The 18,353-nt window shown below is 62.0% G+C and carries 17 protein-coding genes and 1 pseudogene; 7 read left to right on the top strand and 11 right to left on the bottom strand.

Annotated elements, in window-relative coordinates; translation table 11 throughout:
• Positions 1-133 precede the first annotated feature (133 nt).
• From L0D16_RS06665 to L0D16_RS06695, 7 genes are read right to left on the bottom strand one after another with little or no spacing between them, the layout of a single operon-like run.
• Positions 134-1,465 carry an MFS transporter gene (locus tag L0D16_RS06665; protein WP_243030765.1) on the bottom strand — a complete coding sequence of 444 codons (1,332 nt, stop codon included), beginning with the start codon at positions 1,463-1,465 and terminating at the stop codon, positions 134-136.
• Positions 1,459-2,790, bottom strand: coding sequence for an MFS transporter (locus tag L0D16_RS06670; RefSeq protein WP_243030766.1), 1,332 nt, complete (start codon positions 2,788-2,790; stop codon positions 1,459-1,461). Before L0D16_RS06670 ends, L0D16_RS06665 begins: the two co-directional genes overlap by 7 nt.
• A 3-nt stretch (positions 2,791-2,793) precedes the next feature.
• Positions 2,794-3,471: a respiratory nitrate reductase subunit gamma gene (gene narI / locus L0D16_RS06675; RefSeq protein WP_243030767.1), complete on the bottom strand. Its 678-nt coding sequence runs from the start codon at positions 3,469-3,471 to the stop codon at positions 2,794-2,796.
• 3 nt (positions 3,472-3,474) lie between these two features.
• Positions 3,475-3,987, bottom strand: coding sequence for a nitrate reductase molybdenum cofactor assembly chaperone (locus L0D16_RS06680; protein ID WP_243030768.1), 513 nt, complete (start codon positions 3,985-3,987; stop codon positions 3,475-3,477).
• A gap of 9 nt (positions 3,988-3,996) precedes the next feature.
• Positions 3,997-5,532, bottom strand: a complete 1,536-nt coding sequence (narH, locus tag L0D16_RS06685; protein ID WP_243030769.1) for a nitrate reductase subunit beta — start codon at positions 5,530-5,532, stop codon at positions 3,997-3,999.
• Positions 5,533-5,544: 12 nt separating this feature from the next.
• Positions 5,545-9,135: a nitrate reductase subunit alpha gene (locus L0D16_RS06690; RefSeq protein ID WP_243030770.1), complete on the bottom strand. Its 3,591-nt coding sequence runs from the start codon at positions 9,133-9,135 to the stop codon at positions 5,545-5,547.
• 2 nt (positions 9,136-9,137) lie between these two features.
• Complete coding sequence (locus tag L0D16_RS06695; RefSeq protein WP_243030771.1) at positions 9,138-9,932, bottom strand: c-type cytochrome; 795 nt, start codon at positions 9,930-9,932, stop codon at positions 9,138-9,140.
• A 96-nt stretch (positions 9,933-10,028) separates the two neighbouring features.
• Here L0D16_RS06695 and L0D16_RS06700 point away from each other — a divergent pair, with 96 nt between their 5' ends.
• Together L0D16_RS06700 and L0D16_RS06705 are read left to right on the top strand one after the other, a co-directional pair.
• A complete protein-coding gene (locus L0D16_RS06700) occupies positions 10,029-11,834 on the top strand; it encodes an AfsR/SARP family transcriptional regulator (protein WP_243030772.1) in 1,806 nt (601 codons plus the stop codon).
• 3 nt (positions 11,835-11,837) lie between these two features.
• Positions 11,838-12,491 carry a Crp/Fnr family transcriptional regulator gene (locus L0D16_RS06705; RefSeq protein ID WP_243030773.1) on the top strand — a complete coding sequence of 218 codons (654 nt, stop codon included), beginning with the start codon at positions 11,838-11,840 and terminating at the stop codon, positions 12,489-12,491.
• Positions 12,492-12,567: 76 nt separating this feature from the next.
• On the opposite strand, the gene L0D16_RS06710 is transcribed toward L0D16_RS06705, so the two are convergent.
• Positions 12,568-12,834 (bottom strand): indolepyruvate ferredoxin oxidoreductase subunit alpha, encoded by a 267-nt coding sequence (locus L0D16_RS06710; protein WP_243030774.1) that lies wholly within the window; start codon positions 12,832-12,834, stop codon positions 12,568-12,570.
• 170 nt (positions 12,835-13,004) lie between these two features.
• Between L0D16_RS06710 and L0D16_RS06715 the strand changes: the two genes are divergently transcribed.
• The 5 genes from L0D16_RS06715 (at position 13,005) to L0D16_RS06735 (ending at position 15,476) form a co-directional block, all read left to right on the top strand.
• Positions 13,005-13,400, top strand: coding sequence for a hypothetical protein (locus L0D16_RS06715; RefSeq protein WP_243030775.1), 396 nt, complete (start codon positions 13,005-13,007; stop codon positions 13,398-13,400).
• The gene (locus tag L0D16_RS06720) at positions 13,391-13,738 is read left to right on the top strand and encodes a DUF488 domain-containing protein (protein ID WP_243030776.1); all 348 of its coding nucleotides are present in this window, start codon (positions 13,391-13,393) and stop codon (positions 13,736-13,738) included. Before L0D16_RS06715 ends, L0D16_RS06720 begins: the two co-directional genes overlap by 10 nt.
• 66 nt (positions 13,739-13,804) lie before the next feature.
• Entirely contained in the window at positions 13,805-14,386 is a 582-nt protein-coding gene (locus L0D16_RS06725) for a protoglobin domain-containing protein (RefSeq protein WP_243030777.1), read from the top strand.
• Between the two features lie 13 nt (positions 14,387-14,399).
• A complete protein-coding gene (locus tag L0D16_RS06730) occupies positions 14,400-14,900 on the top strand; it encodes a cytochrome P460 family protein (protein WP_243030778.1) in 501 nt (166 codons plus the stop codon).
• A gap of 9 nt (positions 14,901-14,909) precedes the next feature.
• Entirely contained in the window at positions 14,910-15,476 is a 567-nt protein-coding gene (locus tag L0D16_RS06735) for a MarR family winged helix-turn-helix transcriptional regulator (RefSeq protein ID WP_243030779.1), read from the top strand.
• Between the two features lie 4 nt (positions 15,477-15,480).
• Here the strand turns inward: L0D16_RS06735 and L0D16_RS06740 are convergent, their stop codons facing one another.
• The 3 genes and pseudogenes from L0D16_RS06740 to L0D16_RS06750 all read right to left on the bottom strand — a co-directional run.
• Positions 15,481-16,608: a TIGR04053 family radical SAM/SPASM domain-containing protein gene (locus L0D16_RS06740; RefSeq protein ID WP_243030780.1), complete on the bottom strand. Its 1,128-nt coding sequence runs from the start codon at positions 16,606-16,608 to the stop codon at positions 15,481-15,483.
• A 135-nt stretch (positions 16,609-16,743) separates the two neighbouring features.
• A complete protein-coding gene (locus L0D16_RS06745) occupies positions 16,744-17,979 on the bottom strand; it encodes a cytochrome D1 domain-containing protein (RefSeq protein WP_243030781.1) in 1,236 nt (411 codons plus the stop codon).
• Positions 17,980-18,036: 57 nt separating this feature from the next.
• Positions 18,037-18,246 (bottom strand): annotated as a pseudogene (locus tag L0D16_RS06750) (c-type cytochrome); the annotation flags it as partial.
• Between the last annotated feature and the right edge of the window lie 107 nt (positions 18,247-18,353).

The following is an 18,353-nucleotide window of genomic DNA, read 5'->3' on the forward strand; positions in this document are numbered from 1 at the left end:
GCCAAGACGCCCTTGCCCGGGAGCTTTCTCTAGCCGATCCTCGCTCTGGCTTACTTTCCGACCACTCTGAGGTAGACCTTGCGGCAAAGCCTTATCGGGACCCCCACCCTGGCAGGGCCAGGGTGGGGTGGCATCAGCAGGGCTTCTCCGCCCCCTTGCGGGCGTAGTAGTACCAGTTAAGGAAGAGGTTCAAGGCGTAGAAGACCATGAGGCCATAGAAGAAGGCGGTGAAGCTCCCGGTGGCCTTCTGGGTGTAACCGGCCAGGGTGGAGAAGATAAAAGGCCCATAGGCGGCGATGGCCGCCGTCCAACCGATAACCCCTCCCGCCTGCCGGGGCGGGAAGATCATGGGCATCTGCTTGAAGGTGCTGGCATTTCCCACCCCGCTAAAGAAGAAAACCAGAAGCATGGCCAAGACAAAGAAAGGAAACTGGTCCAAAGAGGTGGGCCGGGTGAAAAGGGTAACCAACAGGGCGGAAAAGAAGATGCCGATGGCGGAAACCTGGGTTACGACAGCCCCACCGAAGCGGTCCGAGATGGGGCCGGCGATAATTCGGGCCAAAGAGCCCACCAGTGGGCCCAGAAAGGCGTACTTCAAGGGATCCGGGGCCCCTTCAAACTTCCCGTAGACCTCCCGGATCAAAAGGGGAAAGATGGCGGAAAACCCGGAGAAGGAGCCGAAGGTCATGATGTAGAGGCTGGTCATGATCCAGGTGTGCTTGTCGCGGAAGATGTCAAACTGCTCGCGGAGGTTAGCCCGGACCGGAACGCTTCTTAAGTACACCCACGCAAGCAAAGACCCCGCCAGCACAAAGGGCACCCAGAGGAAAGTGGCGTTCTGAAGCCAGATGGGCTGGGACACCCCGGGCTTGGGGGCAAAGGTCTGGGGCTCACCTAAAAGGGAGCCAAAGAGGGCGAAGCCGATGACCCAGGGGGTCACGAACTGGACCACGGACACGCCAAAGTTGCCGATCCCCGCCTGCAACCCCAGGGCCGTCCCCTGGAGCCGCTTGGGGAAGAAGTAGCTGGTGGAGGGCATGAAACCGGAAAAGTTCCCCCCGCCGATCCCCGCCAAAAAGGCCAAAAGGAGAAGGATCCAGTAGGGGGTCTGGGGGTTTTGCACCGCGAAGCTCCAGCCCAAAAGGGGGATCAGGAGGAGGAGGGTAGAAAAGGTCACCAAATGACGGGTGCCCAGGATGGGGGGCAAAAAGGTCCAGATGATGCGCAAGGTACCCCCCGCAAGCCCCGGCATGGCCGTAAGCCAAAAGAGCTGGAGGGTGGAAAGCTCAAAGCCCACCTTGGGCAGGCGCACCACCAGGGCGCTCACCACGAACCAGGTGATGAAGGCCAGGGTGAGGTTAAAGGTGGTGATCCAGAGGGTGCGCCAGGCTAAGGCGGAATCCCAGCGCTTGGGATCCTCGGGGTTCCATTCGGGAATCCAGGTGCCCTTGTGGGTCTTCAGCATGGGCGGTCTCCTTTCAGCTCAAACTCGTTCTTCAGGTGCTTGGCCTCTTGTTGCAGAAGTTGCAGCACGGTGATGTGCATCCACAGGAAGCTGATGGCCGTGAGCAGGAAAAGCACAAAGAAGGTCATCTGGGGTAGGCCCGTCCAGGCCTGGGCGTAGGCGAACAGGGGCGGCAGGAAGAAGCCCCCCAAGGCCCCCAGCATCCCCACCAGGCCCCCCACCGCCCCCACGTCCTTGGGGAAGTAGGTGGGGATGTGCTTGTAGACCGCCGCCTTGCCGACCCCCATTCCCACACCGATCAGGAAGACCAAAGCGGTGAAGAGCCAGACGTTCATGGTGAACTGCATGACCTCCTTTGTTCCCTGCTTGGTGTAAAGAACGATATGCCCCTCGGGCATCATGAGGATCCCCGAGGCCAGTCCGATGATGCCAAAGGTCCAGTACATGACCCGCCGGGCCCCATAACGGTCGGAAAGGTAGCCCCCAAGGGGCCTTAGGAGGCTTGCGGGGAAAATGAAAAGGGCGGTAAGGAGAGCGGCTTCGTGCAAGGGTAAGCTAAAGACATCCACGTAGTACTTGGGAAGCCAGGCGCTTAAGGCCACATAGGCCCCAAAGACCACCACGTAATAGAGGCTGAAGCGCCACACCCGTATGTGTTTAAGGGGCGCCAGCATCTCCAAGAAGGGCCTTCCCTGCCCCGGGCGCTTATCCTGCCTGGGGGTGGCGAACCACATGACCAACCCCATCAGCACCAAAAGCACCGCATAGAGGAAGGGAATGAAGCGCCAACCCCCGGGGATCAAGCCTCCCAGGTAGCCCGCTGTGGGCACGCTGGCAATGAGGGCAGGGCCGATGAACTTGGTGACGCTGGCCCCCACGTTCCCCGCCCCGAAGAGGCCCAAGGCGAAGCCCTGCTGGTCCTTGGGGAACCAGGCGGAGTTCCAGGCGATGCCCACGCTAAAGGAGTTGCCGGCAAAGCCCACCAGAAAGGCGTAGAGGAGAAGCTCCTCGTAGCTTCCCGCTCGGGAAACCAGGTAGGCGGGAATGGCGGTGAAGAAGAGCATAAGGGTGAAAACCAGCCGCCCCCCATACCGGTCGGTGAGGATGCCGGCGAAAAGCCGCCACAGGGAGCCATTCAGAATGGCTACGGCCGAGAGCCAGGAAAGCTGCACGTCCGTGAGGCCAAACTCCTTGCGGATGGGCACTCCCAGCACCCCAAACATCAGCCAGACCGCAAACATCACGGTGAAGCCGATGGTGGAGAGCCAAAGCACCCGCAGGCGAGCGGGCCGTTCCTTTTCCAGCTGGTCGGGATCATGGACCATGGGTCACCTCGCCAACTTGCGCACCCAGATGACGATCTGCCAGGGCCTAAGGACGTAGCCCAGGGGAACGGTAATGATGTGCACCAACCGGGAGAAGGGGAAGACCGCCAGGAAGACCCAGAAGTTAAAGACGTGCAGCTGGGTCCAAAAGGGAAGGTCGGCGATGAGTTCCGGCCTGGGTTGCAGGGTAAAGATGGACCAGAGGTAAGGGGTCATGACCGCGGGAAACCAGTAGCTGCCAAAGCGGTAAAGAAGGGCGGTGAGGACCCCGGAAAGGGCAGACACGAGGATTACCACCAAGACCAGGTAATCCATGGAGGTGGAAGCCGCCCGCACCCGGGCCACGGAAAGCCTGCGGGTAAGAAGCACCCAGGTCCCCACCAAGGCCCAAAGCCCTAGGCCAAGCCCGGTGATCTCCAAAAGGTAGAGCCTTAAGGGCACCGCGTTCCAAAGGAGAAGCCCCTTGGGGATGAGAAGGGCCAGCAAATGGCCAAGAAGCACCAGAACCAGCCCCCAGTGCATGGCGATGGAGCCATAGAAGAGGCGCTTCTGCTCCAGAAGCTGGCTGGACTGGGCGGAAACGGAAAAGGGCCTATAGGCCATGCGGTAGGCGGTGACCACCACCGCCAAGGTGAGGGCGATGTAGGGGAAGACGCCAAAGAGAAGGGTGTTCCAGTTCATCCTTCACCTCCTCGCCAAATCCCCCTGCAAAGCCTCCTGGACCCCCTCGAGGACCAGGAGATAAGGGTTCTTGGCATCCAGGGTCTTAAGGGTCTTGTGCATCTCGCTAAGGGCCTTGGGCAGGATCTCCAAAAGCTCGGGAAGGGGGTTTTCACACCGGGCCAGGTAGCGAAGCACATTGGCCAGGTGGTCGGGAAGCTCGCTTCCCGGGTCCAAGGAGATCTCCCGGTAGGCCCGCACCAAAGCCGCCAACAGTTCCCCCCGCTGGTAGCTTTCCCCATAGACGGCAAAGCCCACATAGGGGGCGGTGGTGGGGGTGAGGTCCAGGGTGCGGGTGTAAAGCTCCTCCCACTCCCCTAAGGAAAGCTCCTCCACTTGGCGCAAAAAGCGCTCCAGTTTCTGCTTGGCCTGGCCCCTGGGGCAGGCGATCCAGCGCCGCCAAAGCTCCTCCAAGCGGCCCGGCATGGGGTAGTCCAAGGCCAGGGCCAGGGTTTCCAGAAGGGTGGCCTTGCCCATGGCTTCCTCCTACTCCCCCCTCAAGGGCGGCTGGATATAGCCGAAGCCCGTCTCCCCTTTGTGGGCCAGGGGGTCCTTCCACACCTCTGCCGCCATCTCCCGGTGGTAAGGGGGCAGCACGAAGCGCTCCTCCAGGGTGGGCAGGGTGGTGAGGCGGTAGATGGCTTCGGCCTCCTCGAGGGTGAGCCCAGCATCCTGCAAGACCCTCAGGGCCTTTTCCGTCACGCCCCCCTCCAGGCTCTCCTGTCTTTTCAGGATGCGCACCGCCAGCATCTTCTTAAGGGCGGGCACGACCAGGCTTTCGTTGCCGGCGGTGAAGAGGTTGGCCAGGTACTTTACCGGCATACGGGCCCTTTCTAGGCTTTCGTAGACCTCAAAGTCCAAGTCGGTTTCCGGAATGTCCAGCCGCACCAGCCCCTCTTTCCCCTGACTGGCCCTCAAGGCCTTCTCCAGGGTGGACACCACCGGGGAAAGGGGCGGGACGTAGAACATCATGGCCAGGGTCCGGTACTCAGGGTGCAAGGGGAAGGCGAGCCGCCAGACCTTCACGAACTTGTAGATGGGGGAGTTCTGGGCAGCCTTGATCCAGCCGTCGTCAATCCCTTCGGCCTTGGCGGCAGCGATGACCTCGGGGTCAAAGGGGTCTAGGATGATCCCAAGCTGGGACTCCACAAGCTGGTCGTCGGGCACCATGGCCGCCTCGGGAATGCGGTCGGCATCGTAGAGGAGGACCCCCATGTAGCGGATCCGCCCCACGCAGGAGTGGGCGCAGGCCGGGGCCTGACCAGTTTCCAGCCGAGGGAAGCAGAGGATGCACTTCTCGCTCTTCCCGGTGGCCCAGTTGTAGTAGACCTTCTTGTAAGGACAGGCGGCCACGCACATCCGCCAGGCCTTGCACTTGTTCTCGTTGACCAGCACCACCCCGTCCTCCGCCCGCTTGTAGATGGCCCCCGTGGGGCAGGCGGCCACGCAACCCGGGTTCAGGCAGTGGTTGCAGATGCGGGGCAGGTACTGGAAGACCACCCCCTCGATCTCGGAAAGCTGGGCGCGCACCCCGGGGTCCAAACCCTTCAGGTTGGGGTCGTTTTGGGCGTAAAGGGGGCTTCCCCCCAGGTCATCGTCCCAGTTGGGACCGGAGGCGGGGGTCATCACCTCCCCGGTGATCATGGAAACGGGAACCGCCGTGGGCTGGTCCTCCCCTTCTGGGCTGGTGAAGAGGTCGCTATAACGGAAGGTGTAGGGATCGTAGTAGTCGTCTATGGAAGGCAAGGCGGGGTTGAAGAAGAGGCGGAAAAGCCCCTGGGTGCGGGAGTGCAGGCGAAGGTCCAGGTGGCCGTCCTTATACTCCCAACCCCCCTTGAAGCGGTCCTGGTCCTCCCAGCCCGTGGGATAGCCGGCACCAGGCCGGGTTTCCACATTGTTCCACCACATGTACTCCGCGCCCTTGCGGTCGGTCCAGATGTTCTTGCAGGCGATGGAGCAGGTGTGGCAACCGATGCACTTGTCCAAGTGGAAGAGCATGGACATGTGGGTTCTAACCTTCATGGCGTTCCTCCTTTACCACTCTGGGGGCCGCTCCAGCTTGCGCACGAAGACCCAGGTGTCCCGGTTCACCCCCACCGGCCCCCAGTAGTTGAAGGCGTAGGTGAACTGGGCGTAGCCGCCCGACATCAGCACGGGCTTGAGGCGGGCACGGGTGATGGAGTTGTTCATGCCGGCCCGCTTGCCCCTTAAGGGGCTTTTAGGAATGCCCACCGTGCGCTCGGTGGCGTGATAAACGAAAACCGTTCCCTTGGGAATCCGGGCGGAGACGATGGCCCTTTGCACGAAGACCCCGTTGTCGTTGAAAAGCTCCACCCAGTCATTGTCCCTAATGCCCAGTTCCGCGGCATCCTTATCGTTGAGCCAGACCGGGTACCCACCCCGGGAAAGGGTCATCATGCGGTGGTTTTCCGAGTAGGTGGAGTGGATGGACCACTTCCCGTGGGGGGTGATGTAGTTGAGGAGCTTGCCCTGAGCCTCCTTGAGGCTCCTCTCCGTCTCCTGGAGCATATGGACGTCCGGCCGGGGTTTGTAGGTGGGAAGGTGTTCCCCAAAGGCCAGGTAGTTGGGGTGGTCCAGGTAGAAGTGTTGCCGGCCGGTGAGGGTGCGCCAGGGGATGAGGCGCTCCACGTTTAGGGTGTAGGGGCTATAGGCCCGGCCCTGGTTGATGACGGCGCTCCAGGTGGGGGTGGTGAGCTGGCGGCGGGGCTGGGCCACGATGTCCTTAAAGGAAATGCGCACGTGGCGGTTACCCTCGGCCAGGTCGGTGAGCCTGACCCCGGTCTTCTTCTCCTCGTCCAAGAAAGCCCGGTAGGCCAACTCCCCGTTGGAAACTGGGTCCAGGAGGAGGATAGCCTCGGCCACCTGGCGGGCCTCCTCGAGGCTGGGCCGCTTCTCCCCTTGGAAAACCCTGGGCTGGCGTTCCGCCAACTCCTTATAGAAGTCCTCCACCGGGATGGTAAGCCCGTGCATCCCCACTCCCACCTTTTCCACCACCGGCCCTAGGGTCACCATCTTCTCGTAAAGCTGGGTGTAGTCCCGCTCCACCACCCGGAACTTGGGCATGGTCTTGCCGGGGATGGGCTCCACCTCGCCCTTTTTCCAGTCCCGGTCCTCGGCCTGGGCCAGCTCGTCCGGGGTGTCGTGCTGCAAGGGAATCATCACAATGTCCTTCACCGGGATGGGCAGGTGGACCCGGGCCAGTTCGGAAACCTTCTTGGCGATGGCCTTAAAGATCTCCCAGTCCGGCTTGGACTCCCAGGCAGGGGGCACAGCCGCCTGCAGGGGGTTGATGAAGGTGTGGAGATCGGTGGTGTTGATGTCGTCCTTCTCGTACCAGGTGGCGGCGGGAAGGACGATATCGGAGTAGAGGGCACTGGTGTCCATGCGGAAGTTGAGGTCCACCACCAGATCCAGCTTCCCCTCGGGGGCCGGCTTGCGGTAGACCACCTCCTGGACCTGTCCCTCGGCCTTCTCCTCGGCAATGGTGTTGGTGTGGGTACCCAGGTAGTGCTTCAGGAAGTACTCGTGCCCCTTAGCGCTGGTGCCGATGGCGTTCCCCCGCCAGATGAACCAGACCCTAGGCCAGTTCTCGGGAGCGTCGGGATCCTCCACGGCAAACCTCAGCTCCCCCCGCTTAAGGGCCTCCACCACATGCTGGACGATCTCCGCCTCGGTCTTGGCCCCTTTGGCCTCCGCCTCCTTGACCACCTCCAAGGGGCTTTTGTTGAACTGGGGGAAGAAGGGGAGCCACCCCTTGCGCACCGCCCGCACCTGGTGGTCTATGGTGTGGTCCGTTAGACCCGCCGCCGTCTTGTCGTAGGCGGAAAAGCCCCGCTCGTAGCGCCACTGGTCGGAGTGGACGTAGTGGAAGCTAGGGGTGTTCTGCTGCCTAGGGGGGTAGCCCCAGTCGGTGGCAAAGGCGATGGGACCCCAAGAGGCCTGGTTGGCCAGCTTCTCCTGGCCCACGTAGTGGGCGAGGCCCCCACCGTTCACCCCCACGCTTCCCGTGAGCATGAGGGCCACGATCCCCGCCCGGTAGAGGAGGTTGTTGTGGTACCAGTGGTTGATGCCCGCCCCAATGATGATGAGGTTTTTCCCCCGGGTCTTGAGGCCGTTATCCGCCCAGGAACGGGCGTACTTGAGGAGGGTATCCCGGTGAATCCCGGTCCACTTCTCCTGCCAGGCGGGGGTGTACGGAAGATCGTCCTCGTAGCCCTTGGGATAGTCCCCAGGCAAACCCCGCCCCACCCCGAACTGGGCCATGAGGAGGTCAAAGACCGTGGCCACCGCCACCCTTTCCCCCTCCTTGGTGACCACGTACTTAACCGGTACACCCCGCTTAAGCTTCCGGTCGGAGGCGAAGTCGTCAAACTCCAGAAGAAGGACCTCGTCCTCCGCCCCCAGGAGGCTCAGGCGGGGGTTTAAGGGCTCGCCGGTCCTGGGGTCTTCCAGCTTCAGGTTCCACTTGCCCTTCTCCTTCTGCCAGCGGAAGCCAATGGTACCCCCAGGCATCCTGGGACCCTTATCCTCATCCCAGAGGAGGAGCTTGAAGTCCCCGTTTTCCTCCTCGGCGTAGTCCGCGAGGCGGTTGGCCCGAAGGTACCGCCCAGGGCGCCCATCCCGAATCTCAATCAGAAGGGGGGCATCAGTGTAGCGCTTCAGGTAGTCCAGGAAATAGGGCACCTCCCGCTCGGCGTAGTATTCCTTGAGGATCACGTGGTTCACCGCCATCCAGAAGGCTCCATCCTGACCCGGGTTAATGGGAATCCACCAGTCAGCGTACTTGGAAACCTGGGAAAAGTCGGGGCTGAAGACGGTGAGCTTGGCCCCGGCGTGCCGCACCTCAGAGATGAAATGGGTGTCGGGGGTGCGGGTCATGTTGAGGTTGGAGCCCATCACCGCGATGAAACGGGCGTTGTACCAGTCGGCGGACTCGTGGACGTCGGTCTGCTCCCCCCAGATCTCGGGGGAGGCGTTGGGCAGGTCGCAGTACCAGTCGTAAAAGCTCATGGGCACGCCGCCCAAAAGGGAGAGGAAGCGGCTGCCGGCAGCGTAGGAGATCTGGCTCATGGCGGGGATGGGGGAGAAACCGATGACCCTGTCCGGCCCATAGCGCTTCACCGTGGAGACCACGGCGGCAGCAATGAGCTCCAGGACCTCATCCCAGCTGGCCCGCCTAAAACCCCCCTTGCCCCTGGCCTTCTGGTAGCGCTTACGCTTATGAGGGTCGCTCTGGATGGCCTCCCAGGCGGCCACCGGGTCGGGGTAGCGCTTCTTGGCCTCCCGGTATAGGTCCAAAAGGGCCCCCTTAGCGTAGGGGTACTTCACCCGGATGGGGCTATAGAGGTACCAGCTGAAGCTGATGCCCCGCTGGCAACCCCGGGGCTCGTAGGGGGGAAGGCCGGCCTCGAGGCTGGGGTAGTCCGTGGCCTGAAGCTCCCAGGTGACCACGCCGTCCTTGACGTAGACCTCCCAGGAGCAAGAGCCGGTGCAGTTCACCCCGTGGGTGGTGCGCACCCGCTTGTCGTGCTGGAAGCGGTTACGGTAGAACTCCTCCCACTTCCTTTCCGCCGGGCTTTCTATTTCCTTGATCCAGTCCCTCATGTCTACCTCCTAAGCTGGCTTTGGATGCGCTCCGCCAGGCTTTTGGGACGGAGCTGCCAAAGGATGGCCTGGTAAAGGAGAAGGATGGAGAGGAACACCATGCCGGCCACCAAATACCGGCCCAGATACAGGGAAGCGGGCCTTGGAACCTCATTGGAAACCTGCACCAAGAACGCGGCCAAAGCCGCCGCCTCAGCCTCGGTAAGGGGCCTACCCTTGTAGGCCTCCCGCATCACGGGGAAAGCGGGGTTCTGCAAAAGGGCGCTGAGCCCGGCCTCGCCTCCTAGGCGCTTAGCGGCATCCGTGAGGTCCCTGCCCAAGGACCCCCCGCCGAGGAAGCCCACCCCCGCCACCGTGTGGCAGGCCTGGCAGGGGGCCCCGCCATTCTGCAAGGCTTTCTGACCTAGGTACAGGGCCCGGCCTAAGGCAGGATCCCCTTGGACCTGAGGCGCGGGCGCTGGAGCCTCAGCTTGGGCACCGGATAAACCCTTTAGATACTGGGCGATGGCCCGGGCCTGGGCCTCGGAGACCTGGGGCATGGGGGGCATGACCCCGCTATAGCTCACCCCCCCTACCTCCAGGGGACCAGAAATCCCCTCCCGCACCGCCTTCACCACGTAGGCCTCCTCCTGTACCCGTGGGTTCCCCGCTAAAGGGGGAATGGCCCCGGGGATGCCCTGCGCCTCAGGCCCATGGCAAGCGGCGCAGTACTGGCCGTAAAGGGCCTTCCCATCTTGGGCCAGGGCCACGGATAGGGCCAGGAGCAAGGCCAGGGGAAAGAACCTTTTGCCCTTCATCCTCACCTCCGGTTTTCAGTCTGGAGGGAGGACCTGGCGCCCACTGGCACTTCCCGGGACATTCGTCCTAAAAGAAACCCCGTATCCTGAAAAGGGATGAAGCCCTTAGCCCGGTTGCGGCTGGACCCTAAAGGGGTGGCCACGGTCCTCGAGGCCGACCCCTCCCTAGGCCTGGAGGGAAGCGGCCTCCCCTGCGCCCTCTTGGTCCAGGGACAGGATCCCTTCGGCCGCCCTCTTTGTCCCCGCTGCCCGGTGCAGCGGGAGCTTAGGCGGGGCGCCTACCGGGCCAGTACCCCCTTGTTGGTCAAGGGCCGACGCCTCCGTTGCCAGGGATACCGGGAAGCAGGGAGCTTTTTGGTGGAGCTTTACCCCGAACGGGCCGAACCCCCGGACCTCCTCCTGGAGCTTTCCCGCTTAACCCAACACCTCCTGCGGAGCCCCGAGGGGTTTCCCCAAGCCCTCGAGGACTTCCTCCGTACCCTACGCCAAGCCCTGGGCATGGAGGCGGCCGAACTTTTCTTGATAGACCCCGAGGGACACCACGTGATCCTCACCGCCTACGAGGGCCTCCACCGCGAGGCCTTTCTGGAGAGGCCTTGGTTTCAACTGGGAGAAGGCTACCCTGGCATCGTGGCCCTTAAGCAGGAGCCGCTTTTCACCCATTCCCTTAGCGAAGACCCCCGGTACCTGCGGCAAAAGGTAAAGCAACTCGGCTACCAAACCTACATCTGCTACCCCTTAGAGCTCCCCCAAGGCCTTATCGGGGTCCTGAATCTGGCCTCCCGCAACGCCGAGCTGGACCACCAGGAACCCTTGGAAACCCTCTCCCGCATCGGTCCCCTCTTCGCCAGCACCCTTTACACCCTCCTCACCCGGTTGGGAGAGGTGGGTTTGCAGGCCCTCCATCAGCACCTCTACCGGGGTGAGATTTCCGAGGCGCGCCTTACCCTGCTAAAAGAGCTTCAACGCCTGAGCCAAGCCACCGGGGTCCGCTTGGTGGCCCGAGGGGGAGAAAGGTGGGAACGGGGCCTTGTTCCCCAATGTGAGATGCGAAACTGCCCGGCTTGGCAGGGAGCGGTGGTGGGTTATAAGAACGGGCTCCCCGCGTGCCCAGAGGCCCAGGGGCGCCCCAGGACTTGCTTGCCCCTTTGGGCCCGGGGGGAGGTGGTGGCCATGGTTACCTTGTTCCACGCCCGTCCCCCTAAGCCCGCCACCCGCCCGGCGGCCCCGACCCTTTGGTTCACCCGTCTAGCCATCCCCTTCCTTTTCCCTTCAGGGCAGCCAGACACCCCGTCCCCGGAGCTGGAAATCTACGCCTTGGGCCAGTTCCGCCTCCGGTACCACGGTAAGGAGCTGAGCTCTAGGGACTTTGGGCGGAGCGGGGCTTTCCAGCTTTTCAAGTACCTCCTGGCCAACAAGGACCGGGCACTTTACATAGAGGACATCTGCGAAATCTTCTGGCCTGACCTGTCGCCAGACCGGGCACGGCAGGAGCTCTACACCCAGGTTTACCACATCCGCAAAACCCTTCCGGGTATTGTGGAGCGCGAAGGAGAGTACTACCGGCTCAAGCTTCCCGAAAACCGCTTCTTGGACTTTGAGCGCTTTGAGGAACTGATGCGCAAGGCCGACCTGGAGGAAGGCCTTTCTGCCTTCAAAACGCTCCGGCAAGCCCTGGAGCTGTACAAGGGTCCCCTGTATGGCGACGATCCCTATGGGGAATGGGTGGAGGGGGAACGGAACTACCTTCAGGACCGGGCCCTCTCTGGTTTCCTCCGTCTGGGTGAGTTGGCCGAGGCTTTGGGCTACCTGGAGGTGGCCAAAGAGGCCTACGCCAGGGCCCTAAGACTGGAGCCCTATCTGGAAGAGGCACAGCGGCGCTTGGCCACATTAAAGGGGTAAGGGATGGACCTTAAGCAGGTTCCCCTGTTCCGCGATCTGGCCCTTGAGGACCTTAGGGCCTTGGAACAGGAAACCCGAGCTAGGCGGCTAAAGCGGGGGGAGGTGCTTTTCCTCGAGGGGGAGCCCGTGCAGTCCCTCTTCGTGGTGGAAAAGGGCCTCATCAAGGTGTACAAGCTGGACCCAGAGGGACGCAAGCAGGTGGTGTTGCACCTGGAGGGACCGGGGCGGGTCCTGGCCGAGGTGGCCCTATTCCTAGACCGGCCCACCTACCCCGCCAGTGCCGAGGCCCTGGAGGAAAGCCAGGTGCTGGCCATCCCCAAGGAACGCTTTTTCCAGTTGGTGGAGGCACGCCCTCCCTTGGCCCGGGCCTTAATCCGCTACCTGGCCCGCCGCCAGGGCCAGCTTCTCCATCTTTTAGACCGTTTGGTCTTCCACGAGGTGCGGGAAAGGCTTTGCGAGTACCTGCTGGAGCGTTTTCATCAAGAGGGGCAAGGCTTTCCCTTACCCACTAATCCCGAGTTAGCTGCCCTTCTGGGCACCATCCCCGAAGCCATCTCCCGCAACTTAGGCCAACTCTATCGCCAGGGGCTGATCCGGCTCAAGGGACGGACCGTGGAAATCCCCGATCCCCAAGCCTTAGCTGGCCAAATCCACTGAGGGCCTTTCCGCAAGTCCTCTAAGCTCCTGGCCCTTCCCGGTCAAGGCAACTCCCGTTCACCTTTCCCACGAAACCCTACCCTTCCTCCAACACGTGCACGTTGGGCAGGGTCTGGGCCCACTCGCGGTTTTTCTCTATGTAAACCCTCCACTGCTCGGGAACGTCCTCCTCAGGGTAGATGGCGTTCACCGGACAGGCGGGTACGCAGGCCCCGCAGTCAATGCACTCGTCCGGGTGGATGTAAAGCTGCTCCCCGGCATCGTAGATGCATTCCACCGGGCAAACCTCCTGGCAGGACCGGTCCTTAACGCCTATGCAAGGCTCGCAGATCACGTGGGGCATAAACACCTCCAAGCCCCAGCCTGCCCCCTCGCCTACCCCCCGTCCATGACCCGGATCAAGGGTAGACCCGGCAGTGCAGCCTCCATCTGAGCCGCCAAGGACCGCTCAAGAGGGTAAGCCCCTTGCTCGGCATCACACTCCCAAGCTCGAGGAAGGAGGAAAATCTGGGTATGGTCTCTCTGAGAAAACCCTTACCTCCCTATGCCCTCCTCACCCCAGGGGGGCAGAGGATATACTTGCCGGACCTCAAGGGAAAGATCCTGGTTCTGCTGCGCGACCTAGGCCTAGCCTGGGCCTTGACCACACGCCAAGAGGAGCTTTCCGCCCTCGAGGCCCAAGCCTTCCTCCTTTCCCAAGAGGCTCGGGAAAGCCCCTTGCCCCTCCTTCTAGACGGGGAAGGAAACCTGATCCAGGCCATCCCAGAACAGGGCGCCTTGATCGCCGACCCCTTCCTGGAGGTCTACCACCTGGGCCCGGTGCAGGATGCGGAGGAACTCCTAGATTGGGTGCGCTTCGTGGGAGCCCAGTGCCCAGAATGTGTCCTGCCGGAGGCGGAATGGCTCTAAAGGTCAAGCGCGTATACGAACCGCCCTCCCCGGAAGACGGGGTGCGGGTGTTGGTGGACCGCCTCTGGCCCCGGGGGCTTAGGGAGGAAAAGGCCCGGGTGGACTGGTGGGCCAAGGAACTTGCGCCCTCCCACGCCCTACGCCACTTCTTCGGCCACGATCCCCAAAGGTACAAGGAGTTCCTCCAGCGTTACCGAGAGGAGCTAAAGGGCAACCCCGCCTTGAAGCGCCTTAAGGCCCTAAGCCGGGAAAAGACCGTAACCCTCCTCTTTGGCGCAAAGGAAGAACGCTACAACAACGCAAGAGCTCTGCTAGAAATCCTGAGCCAGGAACCTTGAGCCCTTCCAGACCCTTGACGGGGATAGGATCTCGGTGTATTATTTAGGAGTCCTAAGGAGATAGCTATGGAGATCCCCGGTTACCGCTACGGCGACCCTGCCCTCGCCCCTTCTCCCTTGAACCTCGAGGAGCTAGACCGGCTCAAAGCCGCCCTAATGTGGAACCCAGAGGACGAGGAAGCACTAAAACAAGCGGGCAAAATCCTAGAGGACCAGGTGGAGGAGATCCTGGACCTCTGGTACGGTTTTGTGGGCAGCCACCCCCATCTCCTGCATTACTTCACCGGTCCCGATGGTAAGCCCATTCCTGAGTACCTGGAAAGGGTGCGAAAACGCTTCGGCCAGTGGATCCTGGACACCTGCTTCCGTCCCCATGACGAGGACTGGCTCCGCTACCAGGAGGAGATCGGGCTTCGCCACCACCGCACCAAGAAGAACCAGACGGATAAGGTGGACTCCGCGCCCCAGGTACCCTTACGCTATCTCATCGCCTTCATCTATCCCATCACCGCCACCCTAAAACCCTTTTTGGCCAAGAAGGGCCACCCGCAGGAGGAAGTGGAGAGAATGTACCAGGCCTGGTTCAAGGCCGTGGTCCTCCAAGTGGCCCTCTGGAGCCACCCCTACTCCAGGGAAGGGGACTTTTGAAGGGAGGTAGGATATGCGGACGAAGATACCGGTTCTCCTCGGCCTTGTGGCTTTGGGTCTATGGGTCCTAGCCCAGTACCAGTACGGTGGGAGCCGGGCTCAGCCTGCCCTTCCCTACCCGGAGGGCTTCCGCCTCTGGACCCACGTGAAGAGCATGGAGCTCAAGCCTGGCCATCCCCTTTACGAAAGCTTCGGCGGCCTGCACCACGTCTATGTGAACCAGGTTGGACTAAAGACATATCTGGACGGCAAAAAGAATCCTTTTCCCAAGGGCACGGTCATCGTCTTTGACCTCCTCGAGGCCAAGGAGGAAGGTAACGCCCTCCAGGAAGGCCCTAGGAAGCTTATCGGGGTGATGGTCAAGGACCCAGAGCAATACGGTGCCACGGGAGGCTGGGGGTACTACGCCTTCGGGCCTGATAAAAAGCCCCTTAACATCGACCCCGCCTCCTGCCACAACTGCCACCAGGGAGCGGCCAACACCGACTACGTGTTTAGCGCCTTCCGACCCTAAGATGAAAGGGTGGAGGCTTCGCAAGAGGAACGCCGCCAGGAAAAGCTTCTCGCCCTTTTAGAGCGCCTGGCCCAGGTGGAGCGGGCCCTCCTCACGCGGGAGGCCTTCCACCTAGGCCTTACGGCTTTGCAAGCCCAGCTTCTCCTGCACCTTTCCCAGAGGCCTTATGGGGTGGTGGCCCTAGCCGAACTCCTGGCCCTCACCCCAGCCACGGTGAGCGAGGCCCTCACCAGCTTGGAGCGCAAGGGCCTTCTGTCCCGGGCCAAGGACGAGCAGGATGGTCGACGCTGGGTCTTAAAGCCCACGGTGGAAGGGGTTAAGCTGGCCCAGGCTCTAAAAACCTATGCCGCCCCCTTCCGCCAGGCCCTGGCCCAAATACCCCATCAAGAGGAGATCCTTTCCGGGCTCATGGAGCTCCTAGCAAAGCTGGTGCGCCAAGGAACGGTGCCCGAAACCGGCCTCTGCCTCACCTGCCGTCACCTCAGGCGGGAAGACGGGTTCTTTTGCTCCCTCCTTGGCCTGGCCCTCACGCCTTGGGACCTCCGCCTTGCCTGCCCAGACCACGCACCGGCCTAACCCCTTATCCCGCCGCAGGAACCTTCCCCACCCGTTCCAACCAAGCCGGGGGCACGTAGACGCACCGGGGCTCGCTGGCCAAATAGTCCCCGGTTTCCGCATAGGCCCTGGCCCGGCTTCCCCCGCACACATAGCGGTACTCACAAACCCCGCACTTCCCCTTCAGCAGGTCCTTGTTGCGGAGTTCCTGGAAAAGAGGGCTTTCCCGGTAAATGGCCAGAAGGGATTTCTCCCGGATGTTCCCAGCGTATACGGGAAAGAACCCCGAGGGAGCCACGTCCCCGGTGGCCGATACAAAAACGAAACCATTGCCGTCCGTAACCCCCAGGCGGGAGTGCTCCATGCCGTCTTGGAAGTACTCCCGGTAGAGGCTCTCCCCCGCTGCCAAGGCCCGGTCCTGGCCTCCTTCTTCCTTACGCCTTTGCAACACCACGCGGCGGAAGTGATGGGCCTCGGTGGTCTTCACATGGAAAGGATAGGTCTGAGAAATCCCGTAAAGCCAGTGGAGCACCTCCTCAAACTCCCGGGCGGAGAGCTGCTTCAAAAGAACCCCGCGTCCCACGGGGATCAGGAAGAAAAGGCTCCAAAGAACCACGCCTTTTTCCGCCAGGAGATCGGGAAGGGCCTTTATCTCTGGCCAGTTCTCCCGGGTGATGGTGGTGTTCACCTGTGTGGGAAGCCCCGCCTCCTTCGCCCAGTCCAAGGCCGCCAGGGTCCGGACAAAGGTGCCTTGCTCCCCCCGAAAGGCATCGTGGTTTTCCGGAGTAGCCCCGTCCAGGGAAAGGGCGAGCCGGGTCACCCCAGCCTCCTTGAGCACGAATACCCGCTCGCGGGTAAGGAAGGGGGTAGCCGCCGGGGTGAGTCCCACCTTAAGCCCCAGCCCCTTGGCCTTTTGGATAAGGAGCGTCAGGTCGGGGCGGGCCAAGGGATCCCCCCCGGTAAGGAGGAGGAGGGGCTTGGGGCGGTAGGTGGCGACTTCCTCTATGAGCCTTAAACCCTCTTCCGTGGAAAGCTCCCCGGGCAGGGGGTAGGGCATGGCCGAGGCCCGACAGTGGCGACAGGCGAGAAGGCAGGCGTTGGTCACCTCCCAGGCCACCAGATAGGGGTACAGGGCAAACTCGGGGCGTTCCATGAACTTAGCGTATCTGGCCGATCGGGTTTCAGGCCATGTCCGGGGTCAAGGGAAACCAGCCGGGGTGGGTTGCCGCCCTCAAACGGCGAAAAACCAGGGGGAAGGACCAGCCTTCCCCCTCCCTAGCAAAAAGGGTCAGTAGATATCGTAAGCGGTATTGTACACGTTGAACTTGCCCGTGGGAGTACGCACCCAGTCCCCGGTGATACGGGCCTTCTCTTTAAGCGTCAAGGCGTCGTAGACCACGATGAAGGTAGGCGTGTCCTTGGAGCCCCAGGCGGAAACCCAGATCTCCGTCCCACCCTTGTTGAACTCTGGGTGTACCATGCGGGCCTTAAGCTCCTGGGCCCCTGGCACCTCCCAGCACTTGGCCACCTCCAGCGTGCGCTTATCTATGGCGCATAGACTAGCCGCAGCCTGGGGGCTTGGGCTCATGGGGAAGTCCACGATGACCCAAGGGCTACTGGGATGGGTTTTGATGAAGAGGTTCCGGGTGTAGGGCAAGGCGATCCGCTTGACCACCTTCCAGGCATACTGGGGATGCTTCTCGGGATCCACGCCCACCACCGTTACCTCGGGGCTACCGATATTCCCCGTGGCCCAAACCGGCCCGTAGGTGGGATGTTCCCAGTTGGATCCCCGGCCCGGGTGGGGCCTCACCCCCGCCTCCACCTCGGCGGCAAACTCCCGGGTTTTGGTATCTATGACGATAAGCTTATTTACCGCGTTGGCCGCTACGATAAAGTACCGCTTTAAAGCCCAACCCTCATCGTGCAGGAATAGTTCCGTATCGATCATGGTGATGGGCATGGGCCGACCCTTCCTATCTAGCTGGGAGTAGTCCACTAGCCAGGTCTGACCCGACTCCTTGAGGTTTACCATCCACTCGGGGTTGAAGTGGCTAGCCACGATGGCCGCCACCCGAGCTTCCGTCACCAGCTCTCCAGCTCCCTTGGTGTAAGAGATGGTGGAAACCATCTTGAGGGGCTCGAGGGTCAGGCCATCCAGGACCACCATAGGGGGCGGCCAGTAGCACCCTACCACCGCATACTTGTCCTCGTAACCCTTAAACTTGCTGGACTCGATGGACCGTGCATCCAAGCAGGGTTTGGACTCGGCCACCACCTGGGGCGGGTTCATCCAAAGATCGATGAGGCTGGCCCTGCCATCTCGTCCGATGGCCATAAAGTAGCGGCCCGTGGCCGAGGACCGCAGGATATGGGTAGCAAAACCCGTGGGCACAATGGTAATCAGCTCCTTCTTATCCCCATCGATAATGGCCACCTGACCGGTATCCCGTAGCACCTGGCCAAAGAAGTTCTGCCAGTTGCGCCCATGAAGGGGCCGGGTGGGCCGCTTCTCCGGGGGCACATGCACCTTCCAGGTCTTCTTTATCTCCTCGTAGGTGGGAATGGGTGGCGCAGGGGGTTACTCTAAAAGGAAGCGGGCCATGAGCTCCGTATCCTTCTCGCTCAGGATCCCTTGCCGTCCCCAGTCGGGCATCCCTCCGGGCAAGCCCCCAAATATCACCGCCTTCAAATACTCCAGGCCCTTTTCCGCCATCTTCTTGGGGTCCAGGGCTGGCCCCGTAGCCCCTTTGCGCAACACCCCGTGGCAACCGGCGCAGCGGTCAAAGTGACGACTCCCCGCTCTAAAGAGCGGGGCTTCTCGGTTCCAGGTATAAACCCGTAGCCGAAGGCCCCGTCCAGGCCTTAGCCAAGATGTTCACTGCCGCTGCCACGTCC

Origin of the sequence: Thermus altitudinis, assembly GCF_022760835.1 — a bacterium.
In the GTDB taxonomy this organism is placed as follows: Bacteria; Deinococcota; Deinococci; order Deinococcales; family Thermaceae; genus Thermus; species Thermus altitudinis.